Origin of the sequence: Weissella viridescens (assembly GCF_014789145.1) — a bacterium.
Lineage (GTDB): Bacteria > Bacillota > Bacilli > Lactobacillales > Lactobacillaceae > Weissella > Weissella viridescens.
This window is the reverse complement of the sequence record NZ_CP061835.1, coordinates 778,656-799,999: the sequence shown is the minus strand read 5'-3', so window position 1 is coordinate 799,999 and position 21,344 is coordinate 778,656. Positions and strand designations below refer to the sequence as shown.

At 41.7% G+C, this 21,344-nt stretch carries 20 protein-coding genes and 1 other annotated feature; of the genes, 2 read left to right on the top strand and 18 right to left on the bottom strand.

Annotation, left to right across the window (positions count from 1 at the left end; translation table 11 throughout):
- Window positions 1-4: 4 nt before the first annotated feature.
- The 17 genes from purH to IE337_RS03940 all read right to left on the bottom strand — a co-directional run bounded on the left by purH (window position 5) and on the right by IE337_RS03940 (window position 18,371).
- A complete protein-coding gene (gene purH, locus IE337_RS04020) occupies window positions 5-1,531 on the bottom strand; it encodes a bifunctional phosphoribosylaminoimidazolecarboxamide formyltransferase/IMP cyclohydrolase (RefSeq protein WP_191135875.1) in 1,527 nt (508 codons plus the stop codon).
- The gene (gene purN, locus IE337_RS04015) at window positions 1,531-2,118 is read right to left on the bottom strand and encodes a phosphoribosylglycinamide formyltransferase (protein ID WP_191135874.1); all 588 of its coding nucleotides are present in this window, start codon (window positions 2,116-2,118) and stop codon (window positions 1,531-1,533) included. Before purN ends, purH begins: the two co-directional genes overlap by 1 nt.
- Complete coding sequence (gene purM, locus IE337_RS04010; protein WP_191135873.1) at window positions 2,097-3,149, bottom strand: phosphoribosylformylglycinamidine cyclo-ligase; 1,053 nt, start codon at window positions 3,147-3,149, stop codon at window positions 2,097-2,099. The genes purN and purM overlap by 22 nt, the downstream gene beginning before the upstream one ends.
- 26 nt (window positions 3,150-3,175) lie before the next feature.
- Window positions 3,176-4,645 (bottom strand): amidophosphoribosyltransferase, encoded by a 1,470-nt coding sequence (purF, locus tag IE337_RS04005; protein ID WP_191136850.1) that lies wholly within the window; start codon window positions 4,643-4,645, stop codon window positions 3,176-3,178.
- Window positions 4,627-6,849 (bottom strand): phosphoribosylformylglycinamidine synthase subunit PurL, encoded by a 2,223-nt coding sequence (gene purL / locus IE337_RS04000; RefSeq protein WP_481064599.1) that lies wholly within the window; start codon window positions 6,847-6,849, stop codon window positions 4,627-4,629. Before purL ends, purF begins: the two co-directional genes overlap by 19 nt.
- Before the next feature lie 10 nt (window positions 6,850-6,859).
- Window positions 6,860-7,534 carry a phosphoribosylformylglycinamidine synthase subunit PurQ gene (purQ, locus tag IE337_RS03995; RefSeq protein ID WP_191136848.1) on the bottom strand — a complete coding sequence of 225 codons (675 nt, stop codon included), beginning with the start codon at window positions 7,532-7,534 and terminating at the stop codon, window positions 6,860-6,862.
- A 2-nt stretch (window positions 7,535-7,536) separates the two neighbouring features.
- On the bottom strand, window positions 7,537-7,791 hold the full coding sequence (gene purS, locus IE337_RS03990) for a phosphoribosylformylglycinamidine synthase subunit PurS (protein ID WP_057743510.1): 255 nt from the start codon (window positions 7,789-7,791) through the stop codon (window positions 7,537-7,539).
- A gap of 2 nt (window positions 7,792-7,793) precedes the next feature.
- Window positions 7,794-8,528 carry a phosphoribosylaminoimidazolesuccinocarboxamide synthase gene (locus tag IE337_RS03985; RefSeq protein WP_191136847.1) on the bottom strand — a complete coding sequence of 245 codons (735 nt, stop codon included), beginning with the start codon at window positions 8,526-8,528 and terminating at the stop codon, window positions 7,794-7,796.
- Entirely contained in the window at window positions 8,515-9,642 is a 1,128-nt protein-coding gene (gene purK, locus IE337_RS03980) for a 5-(carboxyamino)imidazole ribonucleotide synthase (protein ID WP_191136846.1), read from the bottom strand. The genes IE337_RS03985 and purK overlap by 14 nt, the downstream gene beginning before the upstream one ends.
- On the bottom strand, window positions 9,635-10,123 hold the full coding sequence (gene purE / locus IE337_RS03975) for a 5-(carboxyamino)imidazole ribonucleotide mutase (RefSeq protein WP_191136845.1): 489 nt from the start codon (window positions 10,121-10,123) through the stop codon (window positions 9,635-9,637). The genes purK and purE overlap by 8 nt, the downstream gene beginning before the upstream one ends.
- A gap of 214 nt (window positions 10,124-10,337) precedes the next feature.
- On the bottom strand, window positions 10,338-11,399 hold the full coding sequence (locus tag IE337_RS03970; RefSeq protein ID WP_191136844.1) for a S66 family peptidase: 1,062 nt from the start codon (window positions 11,397-11,399) through the stop codon (window positions 10,338-10,340).
- A 68-nt stretch (window positions 11,400-11,467) separates the two neighbouring features.
- Window positions 11,468-13,258: an oligopeptide ABC transporter substrate-binding protein gene (locus IE337_RS03965; RefSeq protein ID WP_191136843.1), complete on the bottom strand. Its 1,791-nt coding sequence runs from the start codon at window positions 13,256-13,258 to the stop codon at window positions 11,468-11,470.
- 103 nt (window positions 13,259-13,361) lie between these two features.
- Window positions 13,362-14,258 carry an ABC transporter permease gene (locus IE337_RS03960; protein ID WP_191136842.1) on the bottom strand — a complete coding sequence of 299 codons (897 nt, stop codon included), beginning with the start codon at window positions 14,256-14,258 and terminating at the stop codon, window positions 13,362-13,364.
- A gap of 10 nt (window positions 14,259-14,268) precedes the next feature.
- Window positions 14,269-15,228, bottom strand: coding sequence for a murein tripeptide/oligopeptide ABC transporter permease OppB (oppB, locus tag IE337_RS03955; protein ID WP_057743492.1), 960 nt, complete (start codon window positions 15,226-15,228; stop codon window positions 14,269-14,271).
- Complete coding sequence (locus IE337_RS03950; protein WP_057743489.1) at window positions 15,209-16,183, bottom strand: ATP-binding cassette domain-containing protein; 975 nt, start codon at window positions 16,181-16,183, stop codon at window positions 15,209-15,211. Before IE337_RS03950 ends, oppB begins: the two co-directional genes overlap by 20 nt.
- Window positions 16,184-16,191: 8 nt before the next feature.
- Window positions 16,192-17,193, bottom strand: a complete 1,002-nt coding sequence (locus tag IE337_RS03945) for an ABC transporter ATP-binding protein (protein WP_191136841.1) — start codon at window positions 17,191-17,193, stop codon at window positions 16,192-16,194.
- Window positions 17,194-17,492: 299 nt separating this feature from the next.
- A complete protein-coding gene (locus IE337_RS03940) occupies window positions 17,493-18,371 on the bottom strand; it encodes a MetQ/NlpA family ABC transporter substrate-binding protein (RefSeq protein ID WP_191136840.1) in 879 nt (292 codons plus the stop codon).
- A 93-nt stretch (window positions 18,372-18,464) separates the two neighbouring features.
- Window positions 18,465-18,743, bottom strand: a binding site (T-box leader).
- A 140-nt stretch (window positions 18,744-18,883) separates the two neighbouring features.
- On the opposite strand from IE337_RS03940, the gene IE337_RS03935 reads away from it, so the two are divergent.
- Complete coding sequence (locus IE337_RS03935) at window positions 18,884-20,212, top strand: C1 family peptidase (protein ID WP_191136839.1); 1,329 nt, start codon at window positions 18,884-18,886, stop codon at window positions 20,210-20,212.
- Window positions 20,213-20,276: 64 nt separating this feature from the next.
- A complete protein-coding gene (locus IE337_RS03930; RefSeq protein ID WP_191136838.1) occupies window positions 20,277-20,768 on the top strand; it encodes a GNAT family N-acetyltransferase in 492 nt (163 codons plus the stop codon).
- Window positions 20,769-20,832: 64 nt separating this feature from the next.
- Here IE337_RS03930 and IE337_RS03925 read toward each other — a convergent pair whose 3' ends face one another.
- The gene (locus IE337_RS03925) at window positions 20,833-21,339 is read right to left on the bottom strand and encodes an isochorismatase family protein (RefSeq protein ID WP_191136837.1); all 507 of its coding nucleotides are present in this window, start codon (window positions 21,337-21,339) and stop codon (window positions 20,833-20,835) included.
- Window positions 21,340-21,344 lie beyond the last annotated feature (5 nt).

Here is a 21,344-nt window from a genome sequence, read left to right as displayed (position 1 = left end):
AATCTTAATGCTTAAAGTGACGGTTTCCAGAAAAGACCAAGACAATGCCAAGTTCGTTAGCCTTATCAATTGAAGCTTGGTCCTTAATTGAGCCACCAGGTTCAACAATGGCTTTGATGCCATGGTCCGCAGCATATTGCACTGAATCATCCATTGGGAAGTAAGCATCTGAGGCCAAAACAGCTTTGTCAAAACCGTCCTTGGTTGAAGCATGGTCAACAGCCAACTTAACTGAATCAATTCGATTTGGTTGTCCAGCACCAATTCCAAGGGTTTGATTATCGGTTGCCACAACAATTGCGTTTGACTTCACGTGCTTGACAACAGTTTGTGCGAATTCAAGGGTTGCCAATTGGGCTTCTGTTGGTTGCGCCTTTGAAACCACTTCATAGTTTTCACGCTTTTCTTCCAATAAATCACGATGTTGCATCACCGTACCACCCAAGATTGATGTCAATTCAACGGCTTGCGGAATGTCATTTGTAAATGGCAAAGTCAACAAACGCAAGTTCTTCTTCTTAGCTAATTCAGCATATGCATCATCTGTAAAGCTTGGGGCAATAATAATTTCAAGGAAAATCTTGTGCATCTTTTGGGCTGTGGCCAAATCAACTTCACGGTTCAAGGCAACAATCCCTCCAAAGATTGAGATATCATCGGCATAGAACGCACGATCCCAAGCTTGTTCAATTGTGTCCCCTTGCCCAATTCCGGCGGGGTTCATGTGCTTGACTGTCACAACAGTTGGTTCAGCGAAATCAGCAATAATGCGTAAGGCAGCATCGGCATCGCGAATGTTGTTATATGAAAGCTTCTTACCATGTAAAATATTGGCACTCAAAACTGAGTAGTCCGTTGGCAAGGCATCACGGTAAGCCGCAGCATCCTGGTGCGCATTTTCACCATAGCGCAAGTTATCGACTAATTCGTAAGTTTCAGTCTTTTGCTTAGTAAAGTCTTCGTCAGTTAAGTAGTCAGCAATCAACGCATCATAAGCAGCTGTGTGACGGAAGACCTTGGCTGCAAGACCTTGGCGATAAACTTGATCAATATTATCCGTTTGCAAACGTTCAATGACTTCATTGTAATCATCAGGATCAACAATTGGCAAAACATCTTGGGCATTTTTGGCAGCTGAACGAAGCATTGAAGGGCCACCAATATCAATATTTTCGATGGCATCGGCACGGGTAACGTCTGGCTTTTGAATGGTGTGCTTGAATGGATACAAATTAACGACGACCATATCAATTGGCGTGATATCCAATTCAGCCAAAGTTTCCATGTGTTCTGGCAAGTCACGACGTGCTAACAATCCAGCGTGTACACGTGGGTGCAATGTCTTAACACGTCCATCTAAAATTTCTGGGAAACCAGTAACGTCATCAATTGCAATAGCCTCAATCCCTGCTTCTTGTAAAGTTCGTAGGGTGCCACCAGTTGAAACAATCTCATAACCTAATTCAGTCAATGCTTGTGCGAAAGGAACTAAACCTTGCTTATCTGAAACGCTCATTAGTGCTCGTGCCATTAGTTAAATACCTCTTCTTTCAATAATTGTGCTAAAACCGCGGGATATAAGTGATGCTCAACGTCATGAATTTTTGTTTCTAAACTTGCGAGCGTATCGTCGTTGGTAATACGCACCGCTTGCTGATCAATAATTTGCCCCGTATCTGTGCCCTCGTCCACAAAATGGACGGTGACACCAGTGACTTTGACGCCGTAATTAAAGGCGTCTTCAATACCATGTGTTCCTGGAAAACTGGGTAATAAAGCTGGATGAATATTAACGATTTTTTGTGGAAATGCCTGTAAGAGTTTAGGCGTAATAATCCGCATGTAGCCTGCTAACAAAATCCCCTGTACGCCATCGTCCTTTAGTTGCGTAATAATTTCCTGTTCAACAACCTCGCGACTTCCAGCAGCCTTATAGTTCACTACCAACGTCGGAATATTGTGAGCTTCGGCAATTGCCAATGCCCCAGCGTTTGCTTTATCAACGACTAAGCGGACGATCTGGCAAGACAGGCTTTGCGTCTGAATTGCGTCAAGAATAGCGGCAAAATTTGTGCCATGACCAGATGCGAAAACGGCTAGTCGAACGTCATTGGCCATGGTGCTTGCCCCTTCCATTCAATGTCTGAAGTCGTGCGTGGTTGTAGTTTTCCAATGATGTAGGCGGGTTCGTCATGAGTATTAAATTGCTGCATCATAGCATTAACCGCATCAGGTGCAACCGTCAAGACCATGCCAAGACCATTATTAAAGGTCAATAACATATCTTCTAAGCTTAAATTACCTTGCTTTTGCAGAATGTCGAAAATGGGCAGGATTGGCCAACTACCCCATTCGAGCTCAGCAGCGAGAGTTTCATCATATGCGCGAGGCAAATTCTCAACAATCCCGCCACCTGTGATATGCGCCATACTATGCAAGCCATCCATACCCAAAATGGGATTTAGCGCTGGTTGGTACAAGCGGGTTGGCTCTAGCAACGTTTGTTGCATGGCTTCCGGTAATTTGGTAAAGTCTGCATCCGTTTCAAGACCCAAGACGCGTCGAACCAAAGAATATCCATTTGAGTGGAGCCCGCTTGACGGTAAGCCAATTAGAACATCACCGGCCTGAGCATTTTCAGCTGAAAGCAACGCATCTCGTTCGACGACGCCAACGCCAAAACCTGCAAGATCATAATGATTTTTTGCGTACATACCGGGTAATTCGGCTGATTCCCCACCAATCAATGAAGCACCAATGGTCTTAGTCGCTTGAGCGACCCCTTTAACCAAAGTTGCTACAACCTCTGGACGCATCTTATCAACAGCTAAGTAATCAAGCATAAACAATGGTTTAGCGCCTTGAGCTAAGACATCGTTCATAACCATGGCAACCAGGTCTTGACCAATCGTGTCATATTTTTGTGCGGCAATCGTTAATAACAACTTTGTTCCGACACCATCTGTCCCACTAATTAAGACTGGGTCATGTAGCGCCTGACCTAAAGCAAAGGCTGATCCAAAACTGCCTAATGGGGACAAAACGCTATCGGTATAAGTTGCTTCAACGGCTGCTTGCATTTGGGCAACACTCTCTTTTCCGGCTTCAACACTTACACCGGATGCAGCATACGCACTTTCATCTGTCATGTCAGCTTCTCCTTTAAAAGTAGTGATTAGGGTTCGGGTTCAAAGGTCACCACGCCAGCTTCAGCTAATTTTGCCAATGAAGCTTGGTAATCGTAAACTGGCGATGGATAGTGACCATCAAAGTAGGCCGTTGTCAGTCCATTGCCGGCCCCTGGATAAGGTAAGTCGATGCTATCAATTAACCCATCGACAGACAAGAATTCCAATGAATCAGCTCCGATAATGTCACACATTTCAGCTTTCGAGTGATGCGCAGCCATCAGCTCATCCGTTGTCTGCATATCCACACCATAAAATGATGGGTACTTAAATTCAGGTGACGCAATCCGAACGTGGACTTCACTGGCTCCGGCATCACGCAACATTTTGATGATGTACTTTGATGTCGTCCCACGGACGATTGAATCATCAACTAGAATGACGCGTTGACCTGAAACAATCGCAGGTACGGCACTTAATTTCATGCGTACAGCACGTTCGCGCTTCTCTTGCGTGGGTTCAATAAAACTACGTGCAATATATTGATTCTTCACCAAGCCCATTTCATTAGGCAAATGAGCTTGTTCGGCATATCCCATGGCAGCTGATAAGGATGAATTTGGCACCCCAACAACCATGTCAGCAGCAACTGGGTGTTCAATAGCGGTGGCTTTACCCATCCGCTTGCGGGCCTTGTGCACATTGACGCCATAAATATTGGAATCTGGTCGGGCAAAATAGATGTACTCCATGGCATCAATGTTCAATGTCGTGTGCTCAGTATACTTAGAAACATGCATACCAGCGTTATCAAATCGAATCAATTCACCTGGTTGCACGTCTTGCACAAATTCAGCGTTCACAGAAGCCAATGCAGCGGTTTCACTCGCAACCACATATGCGCCATCATCAGGTAATTGACCAATGACAAACGGTCGGAAACCATGTGGATCTAAGGCTGCATACATGGCATTTGGTGTTAAGAGCAAGAAAGCAAATCCACCACGTAATTTGAGAAGTGCTTCTTGCAATTTTTCATCAAAGGTCAGGGCCTTGGAACGACGAATCAAATGCAACAAAATCTCCGTGTCCGATGAAGATTGGAAAATTGCACCTTCATCTTCAAGTTCTTGACGTAACGTCTTGGCATTGGTGATATTACCGTTATGTGCTAATGCAATTTGCATGTCAGAAAAATTCACCATAAATGGTTGAATATTTTCAATTCCGTTACTGCCTGCCGTGGCGTAACGAACATGCCCAATTGCTGAATCCCCAACCAAATTCATCATTCGGCGTGGATCGGCAAAGACTTCACTTAATAGTCCTAAACCTCGTTCTTGCCAGAGACGACCATCAGCCTTCTTTGAAACAATACCGGCACCTTCTTGTCCGCGATGTTGTAACGCATGTAAGCCATAAAAAGTTAATTCAGCGGCTTCTGGATTATCCCAGACGCCGAAAATACCGCATTCTTCATTTAGCGAACGTTCATTTACTATTGTAGTTGTTGCCATAAGCTGTCCTTGTACACACTTTCTACATCAGATACGGATACGTTAATTGTTTGATCCTGTGCGACAAGCTTAAGGGTTGGATTTTCCGTGATCTCACCCAACTTTGTTGCTTCGTCGCCCATCAAAGCCTCGAACACTGCTTGTTCTGCTGGAGCTACCGTGACAATAAACATACTTGGTGCTTCAGCGAAAATGTTTACCATGTCGGTGGCTACCGTAACATCGGCACCAAATGGTGTTCCAAACAAAATTTCTGCTAAGGCTACTCCGAGACCACCTTCAGCAATGTCATGAATGCTATTGACATAATGACTTTGCGCGGCTTCAAGTATTTTCGCTTGTACTGCCTGAGCATGATCCACGTTAATTGAGAATAAGTCTCCTGACACTGAACCAGTTTGCATGTGTTGAATCTCACTACCATTAAATTGTGCTTTTAATTCACCAACAAGATAAACGGCATCGCCAGCTTGTTTAGCTTGAATGGTCGTAATATCATCTGTTGATGTGTGCAAGCCCACCATACCGACCATCGGCGTAGGATAAATCGCAGTTCCATCCGTTTCGTTATATAGGGATACATTTCCAGAAATGACAGGTGTATTAATCACTTGAGCCACTTCATTGATTCCGGCAACGGATTGCGCTAATTCGTAATAAATTTCTGGATCATCAGGGTTTCCAAAATTCAAACAATCCGTAATTCCGATTGGCTCGGCTCCAGTTGCGACAATGTTTTGTGCTGCTTCCAAAATGGCCCATTGTCCACCAATATAAGGGTTAAGATATGTGTAACGACTGTTGATGTCTGTCGTCATTGCCAAAGCTTTTTCCGTACCGCGAACACGTACAACTGCCGCATCGCCTCCGGGCTTGATAACGGTGTCAGCACGAACGCTACAATCAAAGTGGCGATATAAAGCTGCCTTAGAAGCAATCGTTGGTTGTGCTAATAATTGCTTTAAAACAGCAGTAGCATCTGTCACTTCAGGTTGATATTGCGCTGTTGTTGCTTCAACTAAACGAGCAGGTTCAGTTTGTGGCAATTCAACCTTTGGGGCTGATGTTAAGAAATCAACAGGCACATCGGCTACCAGCGCCCCATCAAAGGTAAGTTGATACTGTTTATTATCGGTAACTTCACCAATCACAATCGCGTTTAAGTCGGCATCTGTGAAGATCTGCTTTACGGCATCTTCGTTTCCCTTTTTAACAACCAGAATCATGCGTTCTTGTGATTCAGAGAGCATTAATTCGTAGGGGGTCATATTTTCTTCACGCTGTGGGACTTGATCCAAATCTAAAATCATTCCCATACCAGCTTTATCAGCCATTTCGGCCGTTGACGATACTAAACCAGCGGCCCCCATATCTTGAACGCCGACAATGACATCGCCGTATTCTTGAATGGCTTGAATGGTTGCATCCATGACAAGCTTTTCCATAAAGGGATCACCAACTTGAACGGCTGAACGATTTTGATCTTCGGAAGAATCAAATTCAGCTGAAGCAAAGGTAGCCCCTTGAATACCGTCACGTCCAGTTGTTGCCCCAACGTATAGCACAACGTTTCCAGCACCTTCAGCTTTTCCAACATGTAGCAAATCTTGATCAAGCAACCCGACGGCCATGACATTGACTAAGGGATTATGTTGATACGTCGCATCAAAGTTCATTGCGCCACCAACGGTTGGAATACCAATTGCATTACCATATCCAGCAATGCCAGCAACCACGCCGTCAATTAGACGTTGCGTTTGCTTTGACGTAACATCTCCAAATTGAAGACTATCAAGCACTGCAATTGGCTGGGCACCCATCGAAAAGATATCACGTAAGATTCCCCCAACGCCTGTAGCAGCACCCTCATATGGTTCAACTGCTGAAGGATGATTATGTGATTCAGCTTTAAAGACGACGGCTTGGTTATCACCAATATCTAAAATACCGGCACCTTCACCTGGTCCTTGAAGTACACGTTCATTTTTTGACCAAAATGTTCGTAAAACAGGTTTTGATTTCTTATATGAACAGTGTTCAGACCACATGGCTGAAAATAAGCCTGTTTCAGTATAATTCGGTAATCGTCCTAGTTCATCAACAATCAAATCATATTCATGTTCAGTTAAGCCCCAAGCTTCATACAACTTAGTTGTTTGAATGTCAGTGGGGTTTGGCTCATTTGCCATTGGATTAGATACCATCTCGACCATGTTAGTTCACTCCTTGTGTTGCAACCGTTGCTAAAATACTCTTGAAGAAGTTTTGACCATCCGTATTGCCGATTAATGGATCAACCGCGCGTTCTGGATGAGGCATCATGCCCAAGACATTGCCTTGCTTGTTGGTAATACCGGCAATCATATCTTCAGAACCATTTAAATTAGATGTGTACTTAAAGACAATTTGATGATTGGATTCGAGGTCAGCTAAAGTTTGTTCATCAGCATAGTAGCGCCCATCAGCGTGTGCGACGGGAATAAGGATTTCGTCTGTGGTGTAGGCATTGGTAAAGGCTGATTCAGCTTGTTCAACCTGTAATAGTGTTTCATCACAAATGAAACCAGGCACTTCGTTCATCATCAGCTGCCCAGGTAAGAGACCGCTTTCTGTTAAAATCTGGAAACCGTTACAAATGCCAACAACAAGTTGTCCATTATCTGCTGCAGCTTGCACAGCCTGCATGATTGGTGAGAAACGAGCAATAGCACCTGTTCGTAAATAGTCACCATAAGAGAACCCACCGGGAAGAAAAATTGCATCATAATCGGCTAAGGACATGTTACTTTGGGCTGAAACGAAACTTGGATTTAATCCAAGTTCTTGCAAAGCGTAAAACATATCTTCATCACAATTAGAGCCTGGGAAACGAACTACAACTGATTTCATGATTAGGCTTCAACCTCCTCGACGGTATAATTGTAAGTTTCCGTATTTTGATTAATCAAAAGTGCTTCGGTCATTGATTCTACCAAACCATTGGCAGCAGCCAATGAATCAGCGGATAACCTAACCTCAAAGTATTTACCTTGAATAACCTGTTCTACGGTTTCATAGTCTAGGCGGTGCAGTGCAGACTTGATGACCTCTCCTTGTGGATCCAAAACTGAAGGCTTATACGTTACTTTGATTTTTGCTAAATACATTTTTATTCTCCTAATTTTGCTTGTAGACGTGTGAGCACTTGGGCATAACCAGTCGTTAAATCGCCAGTTTGCTGACGGAAAACATCTTTATCGAGTGAGTCACCCGTGGTCTGATCAACTAATCGCATATTATCTGGTGAAAGTTCATCGCCTAGTACGATGACATCATCGGTATTACGACCAAATTCAAGCTTGAAGTCAACTAAGGTAATACCAATTTCATCGAACAATTGGTTTAAGAGTGGATTGATTTGGTGGGTTAGGTCTTTAATTCGCGTGATATTTTCCAGTGATGCCAGATTGAGGGCAAGTATTTGTGAGTCATTCATGAATGGATCATCCAAAGCATCTGATTTGTAATAGAATTCCAGAACGGTGGGTTCCAATGGAAACATCGGTTCAACATCGAAGCGACTCACGAAATGTCCTGAAGCATAATTACGTGTTACAACTTCAATTGGAAGCATCGTCAAACGATGGACTAAGCTATCAGTCTCATTTAAGGCTTCCACATAATGCGTTGGAACCCCTTTTTGATTTAAGTATTCAAATAAATAACGGCTAATTTGATTTGTATAATAGGCCTTGTCTGCAACAGCTTCTTTTCGTTTACCATTTAAAGCTGTGGCTTGGTCTAAATTGTGGACCCAGATGTATTCTGGGTTGTTTGTTTCATATAAAGCCTTAGCCTTACCTGCGGTAATTAAATTACCTTGTTCAATTTCAGTATGCGCCATTTGACATCCCCCATGCTTTTAATGCATTAATTGCTTCAGTTCCAGTAACCGTGATGTGTCCCATCTTTCGTAATGGCTTAATGTCAGCCTTACCATAGTCGTGGAAGTGCCATTCGGGATGATCGACAAATGCTTCACGAGCCTTAACGAGTGTTTCACCCAACAAATTCAGCATCATGCTTGGTGCTGCTAAGGTGATTTCAGGAATCGACAGACCAGTAATACTGCGAATATGTCCTTCGAACTGAGAAACATTCGTGCCTTCAATGCTATAGTGACCCGAGTTATGTGGTCGTGGTGCTAATTCATTGATGTAAATGGCATCGCCCTTTACGAACATTTCAATGCCTAACACACCCTTTAAGTTAAAGGCCTGCGCAATTTTTTGAGCGATATCGGTAACAATGGCTTGTAAGTGCGTGGATTGTTGGCCATCGGCTAATGAACTACGTAAGATATGTTTGTGATGCTCATTGACGGTCATTGGCCAGACACGGGTTGTATCTGTTCCGTCTGTTGTGACCATTACACTGACTTCATATTCGAAATCAATGCGATGCTCTAAAATCAATGTTTCTTCAATATCGTTATCCCAATGGGCAACTAATTCTGCCAATGCCTCACGGTCTGGAATATCCCATTGACCATGACCATCATATCCACCTTCAACAGTCTTCAAGATGGCAGGCAATTTAACTTGTTGAACCGCAGCATCTAAATCAGCAACGTTTTTCACTTCAGCAAACTCAGTAACTGGTAAGTTCAAACTTTGTAAAAATCTCTTTTCAGACAACCGGTTTTTAGTCGTTGCTAACAACTCAGTTCCTTGTGGTAATGGCGTTAATGTTCCTAAGGTTTCAAGTGTTGCTAAATCGACATTTTCAAATTCATAGGTCAGCACATCCACACGTCGAGCCAAATCGGTTAAAGCGGCAGCATCATTATATGACGCAATTACTTGTTCATCGGCAACTTGACCGGCAGGTGCATTTGGCGTTGGATCTAAAACGATGACGCGGTACCCCATTGGCTTAGCAGCCAAGGCCATCATTTGTCCTAACTGTCCGCCACCAATAATACCGATAGTTGCGGGTGGTAAGATTGGCTTAGTCATTTAAATGTGCCTCACTTTCAATAACTGCATCCGCTTGCTGCTTACGAAAATCGGTAATGGCTTGAGCGATGTGTGAATCTGTAACGCCCAATATCTGTGCGGCTAAGTAAGCTGCGTTTTTCGCACCTGCCGTACCTATTGCAACTGTGGCAACTGGTACACCACTTGGCATTTGAACAATGCTTAACAACGAATCCATACCATTTAGGGCCTTTGATTGAATTGGCACACCAATCACGGGAAGCGTTGTTGCTGCTGCAACCATACCTGGCAAGTGTGCCGCACCACCAGCTCCAGCAATAATGATGCCAAACCCATTTTCACGTGCGTTTTGCGCAAATGAAATCATTCTTTCAGGCGTTCGGTGAGCGGAAACAATATGAACTTCATATTCAATATTGAGATCATCAAAAATGTTGGTTGTTTCTTGCATGGTTGGCCAATCTGATTGTGACCCCATAATGACAGCTACTTTTGGCATATTTTCCTCCACGAACATTGATTTACGTCTTATTTACATACATTTAACCACCATTATTCATTAATGTAAACATTTAGCTTTAAAATTGACTTGATTAATTTATATCATTCGTGTTTTAAACGTTTTAGAAGTGAATTATATAGAAGTAAAGTTCCTTTTTGATTTAGTGCAGAAAAAAAAGAGCAACTTTTAAGTTGCGCTCCTTTTCGTTTATTTATGTCCACGGCGATTCTAGTAATGTAATCGTCTGTTTATCAAAGTCAACTTCAGTTTCAACACCATATGGCATTGAAAGTCGTGGAAAGCCATGACCAAAATTAACATTATAAAGTACTGGTAAATGGTATCGTTCACCAAGCTGTTGATACAGTTTCCGATATTCATGAAAATACTTCTGGTTCTGGGACTTGCCCACTAATAAACCTGATACCTGATTGAAAACCCCGGTCTGGGCAATCCGATGTAAATAAATCGCTAATTTTTTCGGATTTGGGTTCTCTTGACTCGGCTCTAAGAACATCATCTTTCCCTGCCAATTTTTTGGCCATAGCCCATATTTTGCATTGATGGTTAATTCGTCAGGAAAATTGTGGCCAGTCAATAAATCAAACAAACTTTCAATACATCCACCTAATAGTTTGCCTGTCTGGGCACCAGTTCCATACAGCGTTTCATAACCATATCGCTCTTGATGTGCCATACGTTGTACGCCCAAGCTAATAGCTGAAAAATCCTGGCGCTCATCAAACCAAACTGGACTTGATACAAGCTGATAGGCCTCAGGAACAAAGAAATGGGCAAAGTTATCACGGGCAAATGGCAACATTTCAGGCCCTAAGTCAGCGAAATCATTCAAAAAACTAGGTCCATAAAACGTATTCAAGCCAATTTTTTGGAAAACAAGATGATTTAGCGTTGTATCTGAAAATCCCATAAAAACTTTTGGGTGTTGACGCACTACCTGTATAAATTCTGGATCATAAAGTAAATATGGTGTAAGTCGATAAGTCTCACATCCGCCAATGGTACAGACGATTCCTTTGACATCGTCATCCATAAATGCAGCCTTTAAATCAGCAGCACGTACCTCCGGATGTTCCCATAAATATTCTGGTGAATCAGCTGCATGGGGCATCACTTTGAGACTTAAGCCAAAATCAGCCAGGCGTTGCTGACCGATTTTTAAGGCAATGTCATTATCAAATAGTGCACCGTTTGAAAGCGTCACTAAGGCAAGTGTGTCCCCTTTTTTTAAATGTGGTGGCTTAATCGTCATAGCGTGCTCCTTTCGAGATAAAAAAAAAAGCAATAATCCATCTCGGATTATTGCTTCTTCAGAATAGCTTAGTTCTTTGCTGGTGTATTTGAGGTAACCCCAAGCTTTGACCACAAATCGTTATCTCCATAAGCCATTGACCAATTTGCAACACGCTTGTTTACAGGTGTGTAATCAGTCCGGAATGACGTTGGAATGACATAAGCTTCATCATTCATGTACTTTTGATAATCCTTAAAGGCTTCAGAACGATCTTTATCGTTCTTAATTGATGATGAATCAATCTTATTCAACTTCTCTGTTAATTCTGGACTTGTAAAGTGACCAGCGTTGTATTGAGCACCCTTACTGAACAAATCATTTTGAGATGGATCAGAAGATAGTGACCAACGAGAATCTGTCAAATCCCAAGCGCCAGATTCTGGTGATGTCGTGATTTGAACATAAGTATTGAAGTCAGTCAAACGTCCTTTATAGAGCGTAACATTTGCTCCAATCTTCTTCCATTGTTGAATATAGTTTTTGGCAATTGCTTCAGAGTTAGAATCCTTTTGACGAGCCATATAGGTTAGGTTAAGGCGCTTACCGTCCTTCTCACGGTACTCATGTTTCTTATCCCACTTCCAACCAGCTTCATCCAACAGCTTGTTGGCCTTTTTGATATCTTCTGGATATCCCTTAAGCTTGGTATCAGAGTAGTCTTTAAAGATTGGTGGAATCAATGTGTTGGCGCGACTTTCTAATCCATTTCCAAATTTTTTATCAACTTCATCGACATTTCGAGCATAACCGATAGCTTGGCGCACACGCTTATCTTGTAATGGCGTCTTACGATCTTGCACGTTCTCAGACTTCTTCGTATCGTAATGTCCCAAATTAAAGTTTAACATTTCGATATAGAGTTGTTGTTGCCCAGTAACCGCAACATTATTCAATTTCTTAATCTGTGGATAGACGTTTGGTGACCCTTCTTTGACAATATCGTACTTCCCTGACTTAATTGAGGCCACTGTCTTAGATGGGTCAACAGTCGTATAGGTAATCGACTTTAAGTTAGGCTTTTTACCATAATAATACTTATTCGGCGTGTAATAAATTGATTCTCCAGATACGACCTTTTCAGGCTTGAACGCACCAAAGACAACAGGTTTTGTGGTTGTCTTTGGATCTGAGGCCAATTTCTTAGGCTCTACATCTTTCAAATAGTGGTATGGTGAAGCTGCCTCAAGGAAGTAGCCGTTTCCTGAATGCTTAAAACCAGGTTTATTTTCCTTGAATTGAAGCTTGATGGTCTTACCGTCTTCGCCATCTGGGAAAGTAATTCCGGAAATGGACTTTGCTTTACCTTCATGGTAGTCACTCAAGCCTTCAATATTGGCTAATGAATCAGTCCACCGTGAAGATCCATAGGCGGGATTAGCAACCAGTTCATATTCAAATTCATAATCCTTAGCTGTAACTGGTTTTCCGTCAGACCATTTCAGGTCATCACGTAAAGTTACAGTCGCTGTCTTGGCATTTTTGTCAAAAGTAATGTTGGCTGGTCCACCTTTTTGAATGTTAAATTCATTATCAATATTGAATAGAGACCCACCAGAAGGCGCACCCATCTGTGCCATTGTCGCATCATCTGATAACTCAGAAACGAACTGCGCTTTAAATGGGACATCTGACTCGTAAGCAATGTTTAAATTCCCGCCCTTTTTAACCGTTTTATCATTTTTGTATTCGACGTTCAAATTACCAACTTTTCCGCCGGTAGCATTATCATTGTGCTGTGAAGCATAATACGCATATCCACCACCGCCTAAGACAACGGCAGCTACGGTCACACCTGCAATCCATTTTCCTTTACTCATAGCCTCTACTCCTATATGATTAAAATTTACTAATAAAGTTATTATACATTACTTATTTAACTTAGCAAGTGTTTTTTCTAATTCTTTTCTAATTTAATTATCATTAATTCGTTTGACGTTGATCAGCCACACGACGCAAAGCTTGCCCAATGAAGATAATTGTCAAAACGACAATGAGAATAACCACTGCCGCTGGCACCCAAGTCCATGGCATTTGGGTCATCGTTTCAGGATTTGTGGCCTCATTAATCATCGTACCTAATGACGGCGTACCCGCTGGCAATCCAAACCCTAAGAAACTTAACCCAGTCTCTAATCCAATGTTTCCAGCAAAACTAAGGGTTGCTTCAGCAATTAATAATGAGGCAATATTGGGCAAAATTTCACGGAACATAATTTTGAAATTGAATGTACCTGATGTTTTTGATGCTTTAACATAGTCACGTTGTGATTCAGTTAGCACACGTGAACGAACCAACCGCATGGTTCCAATCCAATAAAACGCACTCATTAATAGAATTAACGTTGTGGCATTATATTTTGGCACGATTGTGACTAACACGATAATAATCATTAACACGGGTAAAATCATAATAAAGTCAGTCATACGCATGACAATCATGTCGACCTTTCCACCGTAATAACCCGTAATTGTTCCCACAACTGTACCGAAAACAAAGGTAAGCAAGGTAACGGCTAAGGCAATTGTCAGTGAATTGCGCGAACTAACAATCAACATTGTAATAATGTCATGTCCACCGTTGTCTGTTCCTAGGATATGGCCATCAGTCATGGGGGCCAAATATTGATCTATAATATTGACATCAAGGTAATGTGCTTTAGGAATAAACAATGCCCCGACAAAGACGATTAAAAGTAAGGCCACTAAAATATAAAGTGAATAGCGGGCTAAATCATCCTTTTTAAATTCACGGATTAACGTCCGCTTGAGGAGTCCACCATTTCCTGCATTTTCTTTGATTTTTAATTTTCGACTCATCTTCTTACTCCTACTCAATCCGAATTCGTGGGTCAACAATTGCCATAATAATATCTGAAAGCAGTGCTCCCAATAAGGCTAAGAACCCGTTCAACAAAATTAAAGCTGTAATCACTGAGTAATCACGTCCTGTAATTGCAGTAATGAATAACTTACCGAGTCCAGGATATCCGAAAATTGTTTCAGCGAAGATGGCTCCACCAAGCAAACCAGTAATGACAAAACCAAAATTGGCAGCAATTGGTAGCAAGGCATTTCGAAGAATATGTCGCGTGAAGACATGATCTTCACTTACACCTTTAGCACGGGCAGTTTTCACATAATCTTGCGTTTGTTCATCTAAGATACCAGAACGGAGGTAGGTGAAAATTGCTGTTGTTCCCAATAATGCCATCGTAATTGCTGGCAAAATCATGTGATAAATCTTATTAATCAATGTTGGGAAGAATCCTGAAACATTAGGGTCGACGGTACCACCAGTTGGGAAAAGACCCAAAGTAAATCCGAAGATGAAAATAAAGAGTAAGTACACAACATAGGCAGGAATACCAAAAGTAACAGAGTTATAAATTAACAAAATGCGATCCCAAAGTGAGCCTTCGTGGCGTGCTGCTGAAATGGCCATTGGAATGGCAAGTGCATATGTCAAAATCATGGCTAACAATGAAAGCCAGAAAGTATTCACCATCCGACTACCAATCAAAGTTGAGACTGGTTGTTTCATGGTATATGACATCCCTAGATCACCGTGAGCGGCATTACTAATCCAGTGGATATACTGTTGCCACCAAGGATCATTTAGGCCTGCTGCCTCACGTAATGCGGCAATCTGTTTAGGGTCTGTGTTTGGACCAATTAATCCACTAAATGGATCCCCTGGCATCATCTTTGCTAATAGGAATACCAACAAACTTAAAATAAAAAGTTGTGGAATCATGATTAAAATTCGTCTAATTATTACTTTCCACATGGTCCGTCTCCTTCTGGTCTTGCTGTGGTAATGCTGCATAATGTGTCTCGGTTAGCTGGACAAGTGGCAGAGGCATTCCCTCATCATCATAAAATTCATTAAAACGTTCATCGAACGTTTGTTCAATCGCACGTCGCTTTGCCCGATTTTCTGCTCGTTCTGACACATTCACAGATGGAATAGCAGCTAAGAGCCGTTGCGTATAAATGTGTTGTGGATTCTCAAAAATATCCTCACGCGTTCCTTTTTCAACTAGCCGGCCATGATGCATAACCGCAATATTGTCTGTCATATGCCGAACAACACCTAAATCGTGCGAGATGAAAAGATACGAAATACCTAATTCTTTTTGAATTTTCTTCATGAAATTCAAAACTTGCGCTTGTACGGATAAGTCCAAGGCTGAGACCGGTTCATCAGCAATAATCAGTTTCGGATCTGTCGCTAGCGCTCGGGCGATTCCAATCCGTTGTCGTTGTCCTCCTGAAAACTGGAAAGGATATTGGAAAAGGGTCCGTTGTGGCAACCCCACAATATCTAGCAACTTCCGAATACGGTCATTTTCTGCAACTGGATCCATAGGATTAAAGTTACGAATTGGCTCCGCAATAATATCGTAGATGGTTTTACGTGGATTTAAGGAAGACAACGAGTCTTGGAAAATCATCTGAACATCCTTGTTATATTGGACGCGCTTACGTTCAGCCGCAGTGTTCACATGTTCATGTTCATAAACTAAGTTTCCTTCAGTCATATCTTCTAAACCAACAATCACTTTACCCAGTGTTGATTTACCTGATCCGGACTCACCCACCAACCCTAATGTTTCACCTTGCTTAATGGTTAAATCAACACCATCAACCGCCTTGACATTGTCCGTCACGCGATTCCAAAAACCGGAGCGAATGGGATAATGTACTTTCAAACCTTCTAATTTTAAAATTTCATCTGCCATATCTTTTACTATCCTTTTTGATCTGGAAATTCAAATGTGCGCCAAGCGGTTCCTCGTACAAAATGATTTGGTCGCGCTTCAACTAGTTCATCGGGAATGTCTACGTCTGCTTCGTCTTGCATCCACGGAACACGTTGTAAGAACAAATCCTTGTGGTGGTCCATTTCGGATAATGCGGGAACCGTACCTGGAATAACGTAGAGTTCATCATCTTCACGATCGACCTCAGGATTTGAACGCAAGAGCGAACGTGTATAAGGATGTAGTGGATGTTCAAATAACTCTTGAACTGAAGCTTTTTCAACAATTTGTCCAGCGTACATAACTGCCACCGAGTCAGCAACCTCAGCTACGACACCTAGATCATGGGTAATCAATAAGATCCCCGTTTCCTTACGGTCGCGAATTTCAAGCAGAACATCTAAAATCTGCGCTTGAATAGTCGTATCTAACGCAGTTGTTGGTTCATCTGCAATAATCAAGTCCGGATCATTTGCGATAGCTAAGGCAATCATGACACGTTGGCGCATCCCTCCAGATAGTTCATGTGGATACTGTTTAGCTGTTCGCTCCGGATTAACAATGCCAACTTCATCCAATAGTTCAATCACACGTGCATGATATTGATCCTTTTGATAGACATCATGAATATCCAATGTCTCTTGAATTTGTTGTCCAATTTTCATGAGTGGGTTTAAAGCGGCCAACGGATCTTGGAAGATCATGCCAATCTTTTCTCCACGAACGCGATTTTCTTCTGCGTCTGATAAATCAATCAATTCCTGTCCATCTAAGGTGATACTCCCCGTCACGTGGGTTTGTTTCTTATTATGCAAACCAATGACCGAGGTGGCAAAGGTACTTTTACCTGACCCAGATTCACCGACTAACGCAAGCACCTCTCCATGTGCGATATCTAAATCAACATCATAAATTCCTGTCTGCCATTCACCATTGATTAAAAATGAAACTGTTACTTTTTTTGCATTCAGTAAATCATCACCAACCATACACTTGCTCTCCTCATCCTTAAAAATTAAATTATTAGTATTCTCTAATATTAAAGACATAAATGCAAGTGTTTTATTAAAAAAATGCCACTTTTGCACTAAAAAAGCCTTACCAGGTGTAAACCTGATAAGGCTTCGCATACAGAACACAGCAGATAATGAAGATGTTTTTGAGTAGTATGGTTGTATATTTATGTTTATAAAATTTGGAAAGGAACATCAAACGCTATCGTTGTGCTTGTATTTGAGATTATAACTTAGTTAAATGAGAATTAAAAGTGTTTTCTCGTTTATTTTCCTCACTTTTGCTCAGCAGTTTTTAATTTTGGCTGTGGAGCGCCTTTCCAGGCAGGTACCTCAGTTCCATGACTCGTTTTATTGATATAATTGGCAACGTTGTCCGCTTGATAAGATTTTACCAACGCCTTGGTATACCACTTATTTTCTTTGGCCTTTGAACTAGCAATAATATTAATATATTGATGAGTGTGTTTGTTATCAACATTCCATACATAGATTGCGGACTCCGGATTACGTCCAGCTGCTTCCACAAAAGTTGCTGAAATTACCGCAGCATCAACTGATTTCAAACTAGCTAAGGTTTGATCAGCCGCAAGTTCCTTAATTTTTAAATGCTTGGGACTTGAAACAACATCTTTAGCGGTTGGATTCTCTACACCACTCTTCAACTTAATCAAGCCCGCCGATTGTAACAAGAATAGTGCCCGAGCTTCATTCGTTGGATCATTTGCAATGGCGATCGTCCCACCATCTGGAATGTCTTTGATGCTCTTATGCTTATCAGAATATAAGCGTCCTGGACCTGAAACCGTTTGTCCAACAGCTTGTAAATCAGCATGGTGATGTTGATTCCAATCCTTCAAAAAAGCATAGTGTTGGAATGCATTTGCATCAATCTGACCGTCTTGCAACGCTTGATTGGGTTGGTTGAAATCGGTAAACGTCACTAGTTTAATATCAATCCCATTCTTTTTACCATTGGCTTTAACGCGTTTCCAAACGCCATCATCTGTCTTTGAAGGTGAATTAATTCCCACTTTAATCGTCTTCAGGTCCTTTGTATCTTTCCCATCTGCTTGTGAAACAGTCGACCCCACAACTGTTGCTAACCCAAATACCGCTGAACCGACTGCAATTTGCTTCAATAATTTACTCATATTATGTTCCTCATCAGATATGTGTTCAGTCAACACGATTGACAGTTTATTTGGCCAAAATAAAAACGTCCTAGGACACCCCTGTTTTGGGCATCCTAGGACGATCTGAATCGTGTTACCACCTAGTTTTCTCGTATCATTACTGACACAAGCTCAGACGTACGCCACTTCCGTTGGACTAGTCAACAACGTTCGGATATACGCTGTGCGATAACGGGCACTTCCGGTAATGGCTTACACATCAATCCATGATGGCTCACCACTACAAATGACTCAAAGACCATTTTCAACATTTGCCAATTACTAACTCACACCAACCATTAGCTCTCTGAGAATCTTTCAATGTCTACTTCATCTTATCTTCGTCAACAACATTAGAATAACGAATAAGAACGCTAATGTCAATCAATAAAATGATTTTTTTCTCATTAAACGTTTAACTTTTTGTCATCAATTGTGTTTCAATCATTTTCGGCGTAAAATGAGAATTATTAGAAATAAGGAGGCTCCATATGTCAGAAATTACACAATCAGAAACAAATAAGTTTCGTGAAGCATTTTTAGCCAATCCTACGCAACGTGTGGGACAACGCAGTGTCTGGAAGAACGGCATTAATAATTCTGCCCAAAATCAGAGCACATTTGTCGAAAACACCCCTACATTTTCGATTGATCTCAATACTGGGAAGGTTGCCAATCAGAAAAAGTCAGGTCGTTGCTGGATGTTTGCCGCATTAAATACAATGCGCCACAAGCTTTCAAGTGATTTTAACCTTGCTAACTTTGAACTTTCACAAAACTACACCTTCTTCTGGGACAAATATGAAAAGGCCAATTACTTCTATGAAAACATCTTGGCTACCGCAGACTTGGACCGTACTAGTCGCGAAGTGGCTTTCCTTCTCCAAACCCCACAACAAGATGGTGGTCAATGGGATATGATGGTGTCAATCTTTGACAAGTACGGCATCGTGCCTAAGTCAGCAATGCCCGAAACCGCAAGTAGTTCAGATTCAACCCAGCTCAATGAATATTTGAATAAGTTATTACGAAAGCATGCCTATATTTTGCGATCATTAGTGGCTGACCACGCCACAGCCAGTGAAATTGAAGCTAAGCGTCAGGACCTACTTCAGGAAGTTTATAATGTCCTTGCCATGGCTTTAGGTATTCCACCTGAAACTTTCGACTTTGAATATCGGGATGAGAACAACAACTTCTTACAAGAAACGGACTTAACCCCACAATCTTTCTTTAAAAAGTATATTGATATCGACTTCAATGACTACATTAGTGTCATTAATGCCCCTACTGCCAACAAACCATTCATGCACACCTACAGTGTTGATATGTTGGGAAACGTCGTTAACGGGAAGCCCGTTCAATATCTTAATCTTGAAATGACTGATTTAAAGGATCTAGCACTCAAGCAACTTCAAGCTGGTGAATCTGTTTGGTTTGGTAGCGATGTCGGACAATCATCAATTCGTGATAAGGGAATTATGGCATTGGATGCGTATGACGTGAATGAATTATTTGATGTTGACTTTGATACAACCAAGGCACAACGCTTGGACTACGGTGAAAGTATGATGACACACGCCATGGTTTTGACTGGTGTTGATCTTGTAAACGACCAACCTACAAAATGGAAAGTTGAAAACAGCTGGGGTGATAAGGTTGGAACGAATGGTTTCTTCGTGATGAGTGATGCCTGGATGGATGAATTCACTTACCAAATCGTGGTTCGTAAAGATTTGTTAACCGATGCCCAAAAAGCTGCCCTTGAAACTGAAACAATCAAACTAGCGCCATGGGATCCAATGGGTGCACTTGCCTAGTTGAATGTTTCTCACACAAGTCGGGTGTACCCGACTTTTTTTTCGGACTCATACGAGGTATCACATGACAGTAAAGATTCGTACTGCTCAAAAAGCTGATCTACCACAACTACTCAGCATTTATGCACCATATGTGACGCGTTCTACAGCAACCTTTGATGAATTGGTACCAACATTGACGGATTTTACGCAGCAGTTTCAGCAAATCCAACGAAGCTATCCCTACTTGGTAGCGGAAAATGACCAAGATCAGCTACTGGGTTACTGTTACGCACATGCTTATAATTCAAGATTTGCTTATCAATGGAGTATCGAAACGACCATCTATATCGTAGATTCAGCGCAAGGACAACATGTTGGTCAAGCGCTTTACACAGCATTAGAACAACAGCTGAAAACGCATCAAGCATTGCTTTTCATCAGAAACAAGGATTTGAAACAGTTGGTCATTTCAAAAACAGTGGTTATAAATTTGGACACTGGCTGGATACCATTTGGATGGAAAAACAAATCTCACCCTTGCCTAAACACCCTCATGCTATTAATCTATAAATAAAAGACCCCAGCTGGTAAACCAGTCTGGGGTCTTTTATTAACAATCATTTTTTTCTTGTGGTCGCTTACGCGAGACCAGATACAAAAGTATTTTGCCAAATATTTTCATAAAATTTCTGCGTCTGTTTAGCGTTCATGTATTCATTATCCCAAGTAGTTGTCATATTTGGCAGCATATGGAGCTGGTACTCACGATCAAAGGCTGCTTTGATTGTCGTATCGACACAAAACTCGACTTGTGCACCACAAATTTCAAGATGCTGTGCACCTACTTGTTGCAAGCGTGCGTCCAAACAGGTGTTGTAGAAACTATCGGGATGATTTTTTTCGATTATATCGTCTGTCGTTCGATTAAGCATCAATTCTGGTAAAAAATCCCAGTCAAATGTATGGCGTCTTATGTCATCATCATGATGTTGAAGCCAAATGATGGGTTTATCCAACGCATGGTAGCTTTGGACGCGGGTATTAATGCGTTGCATCAGATTAGATAAATCTAGACTATCTGCCACCCCACGACGACAAATACCATTCTGCATATCAATAACAAGTAGGACATCAGCTGACCACATGATTT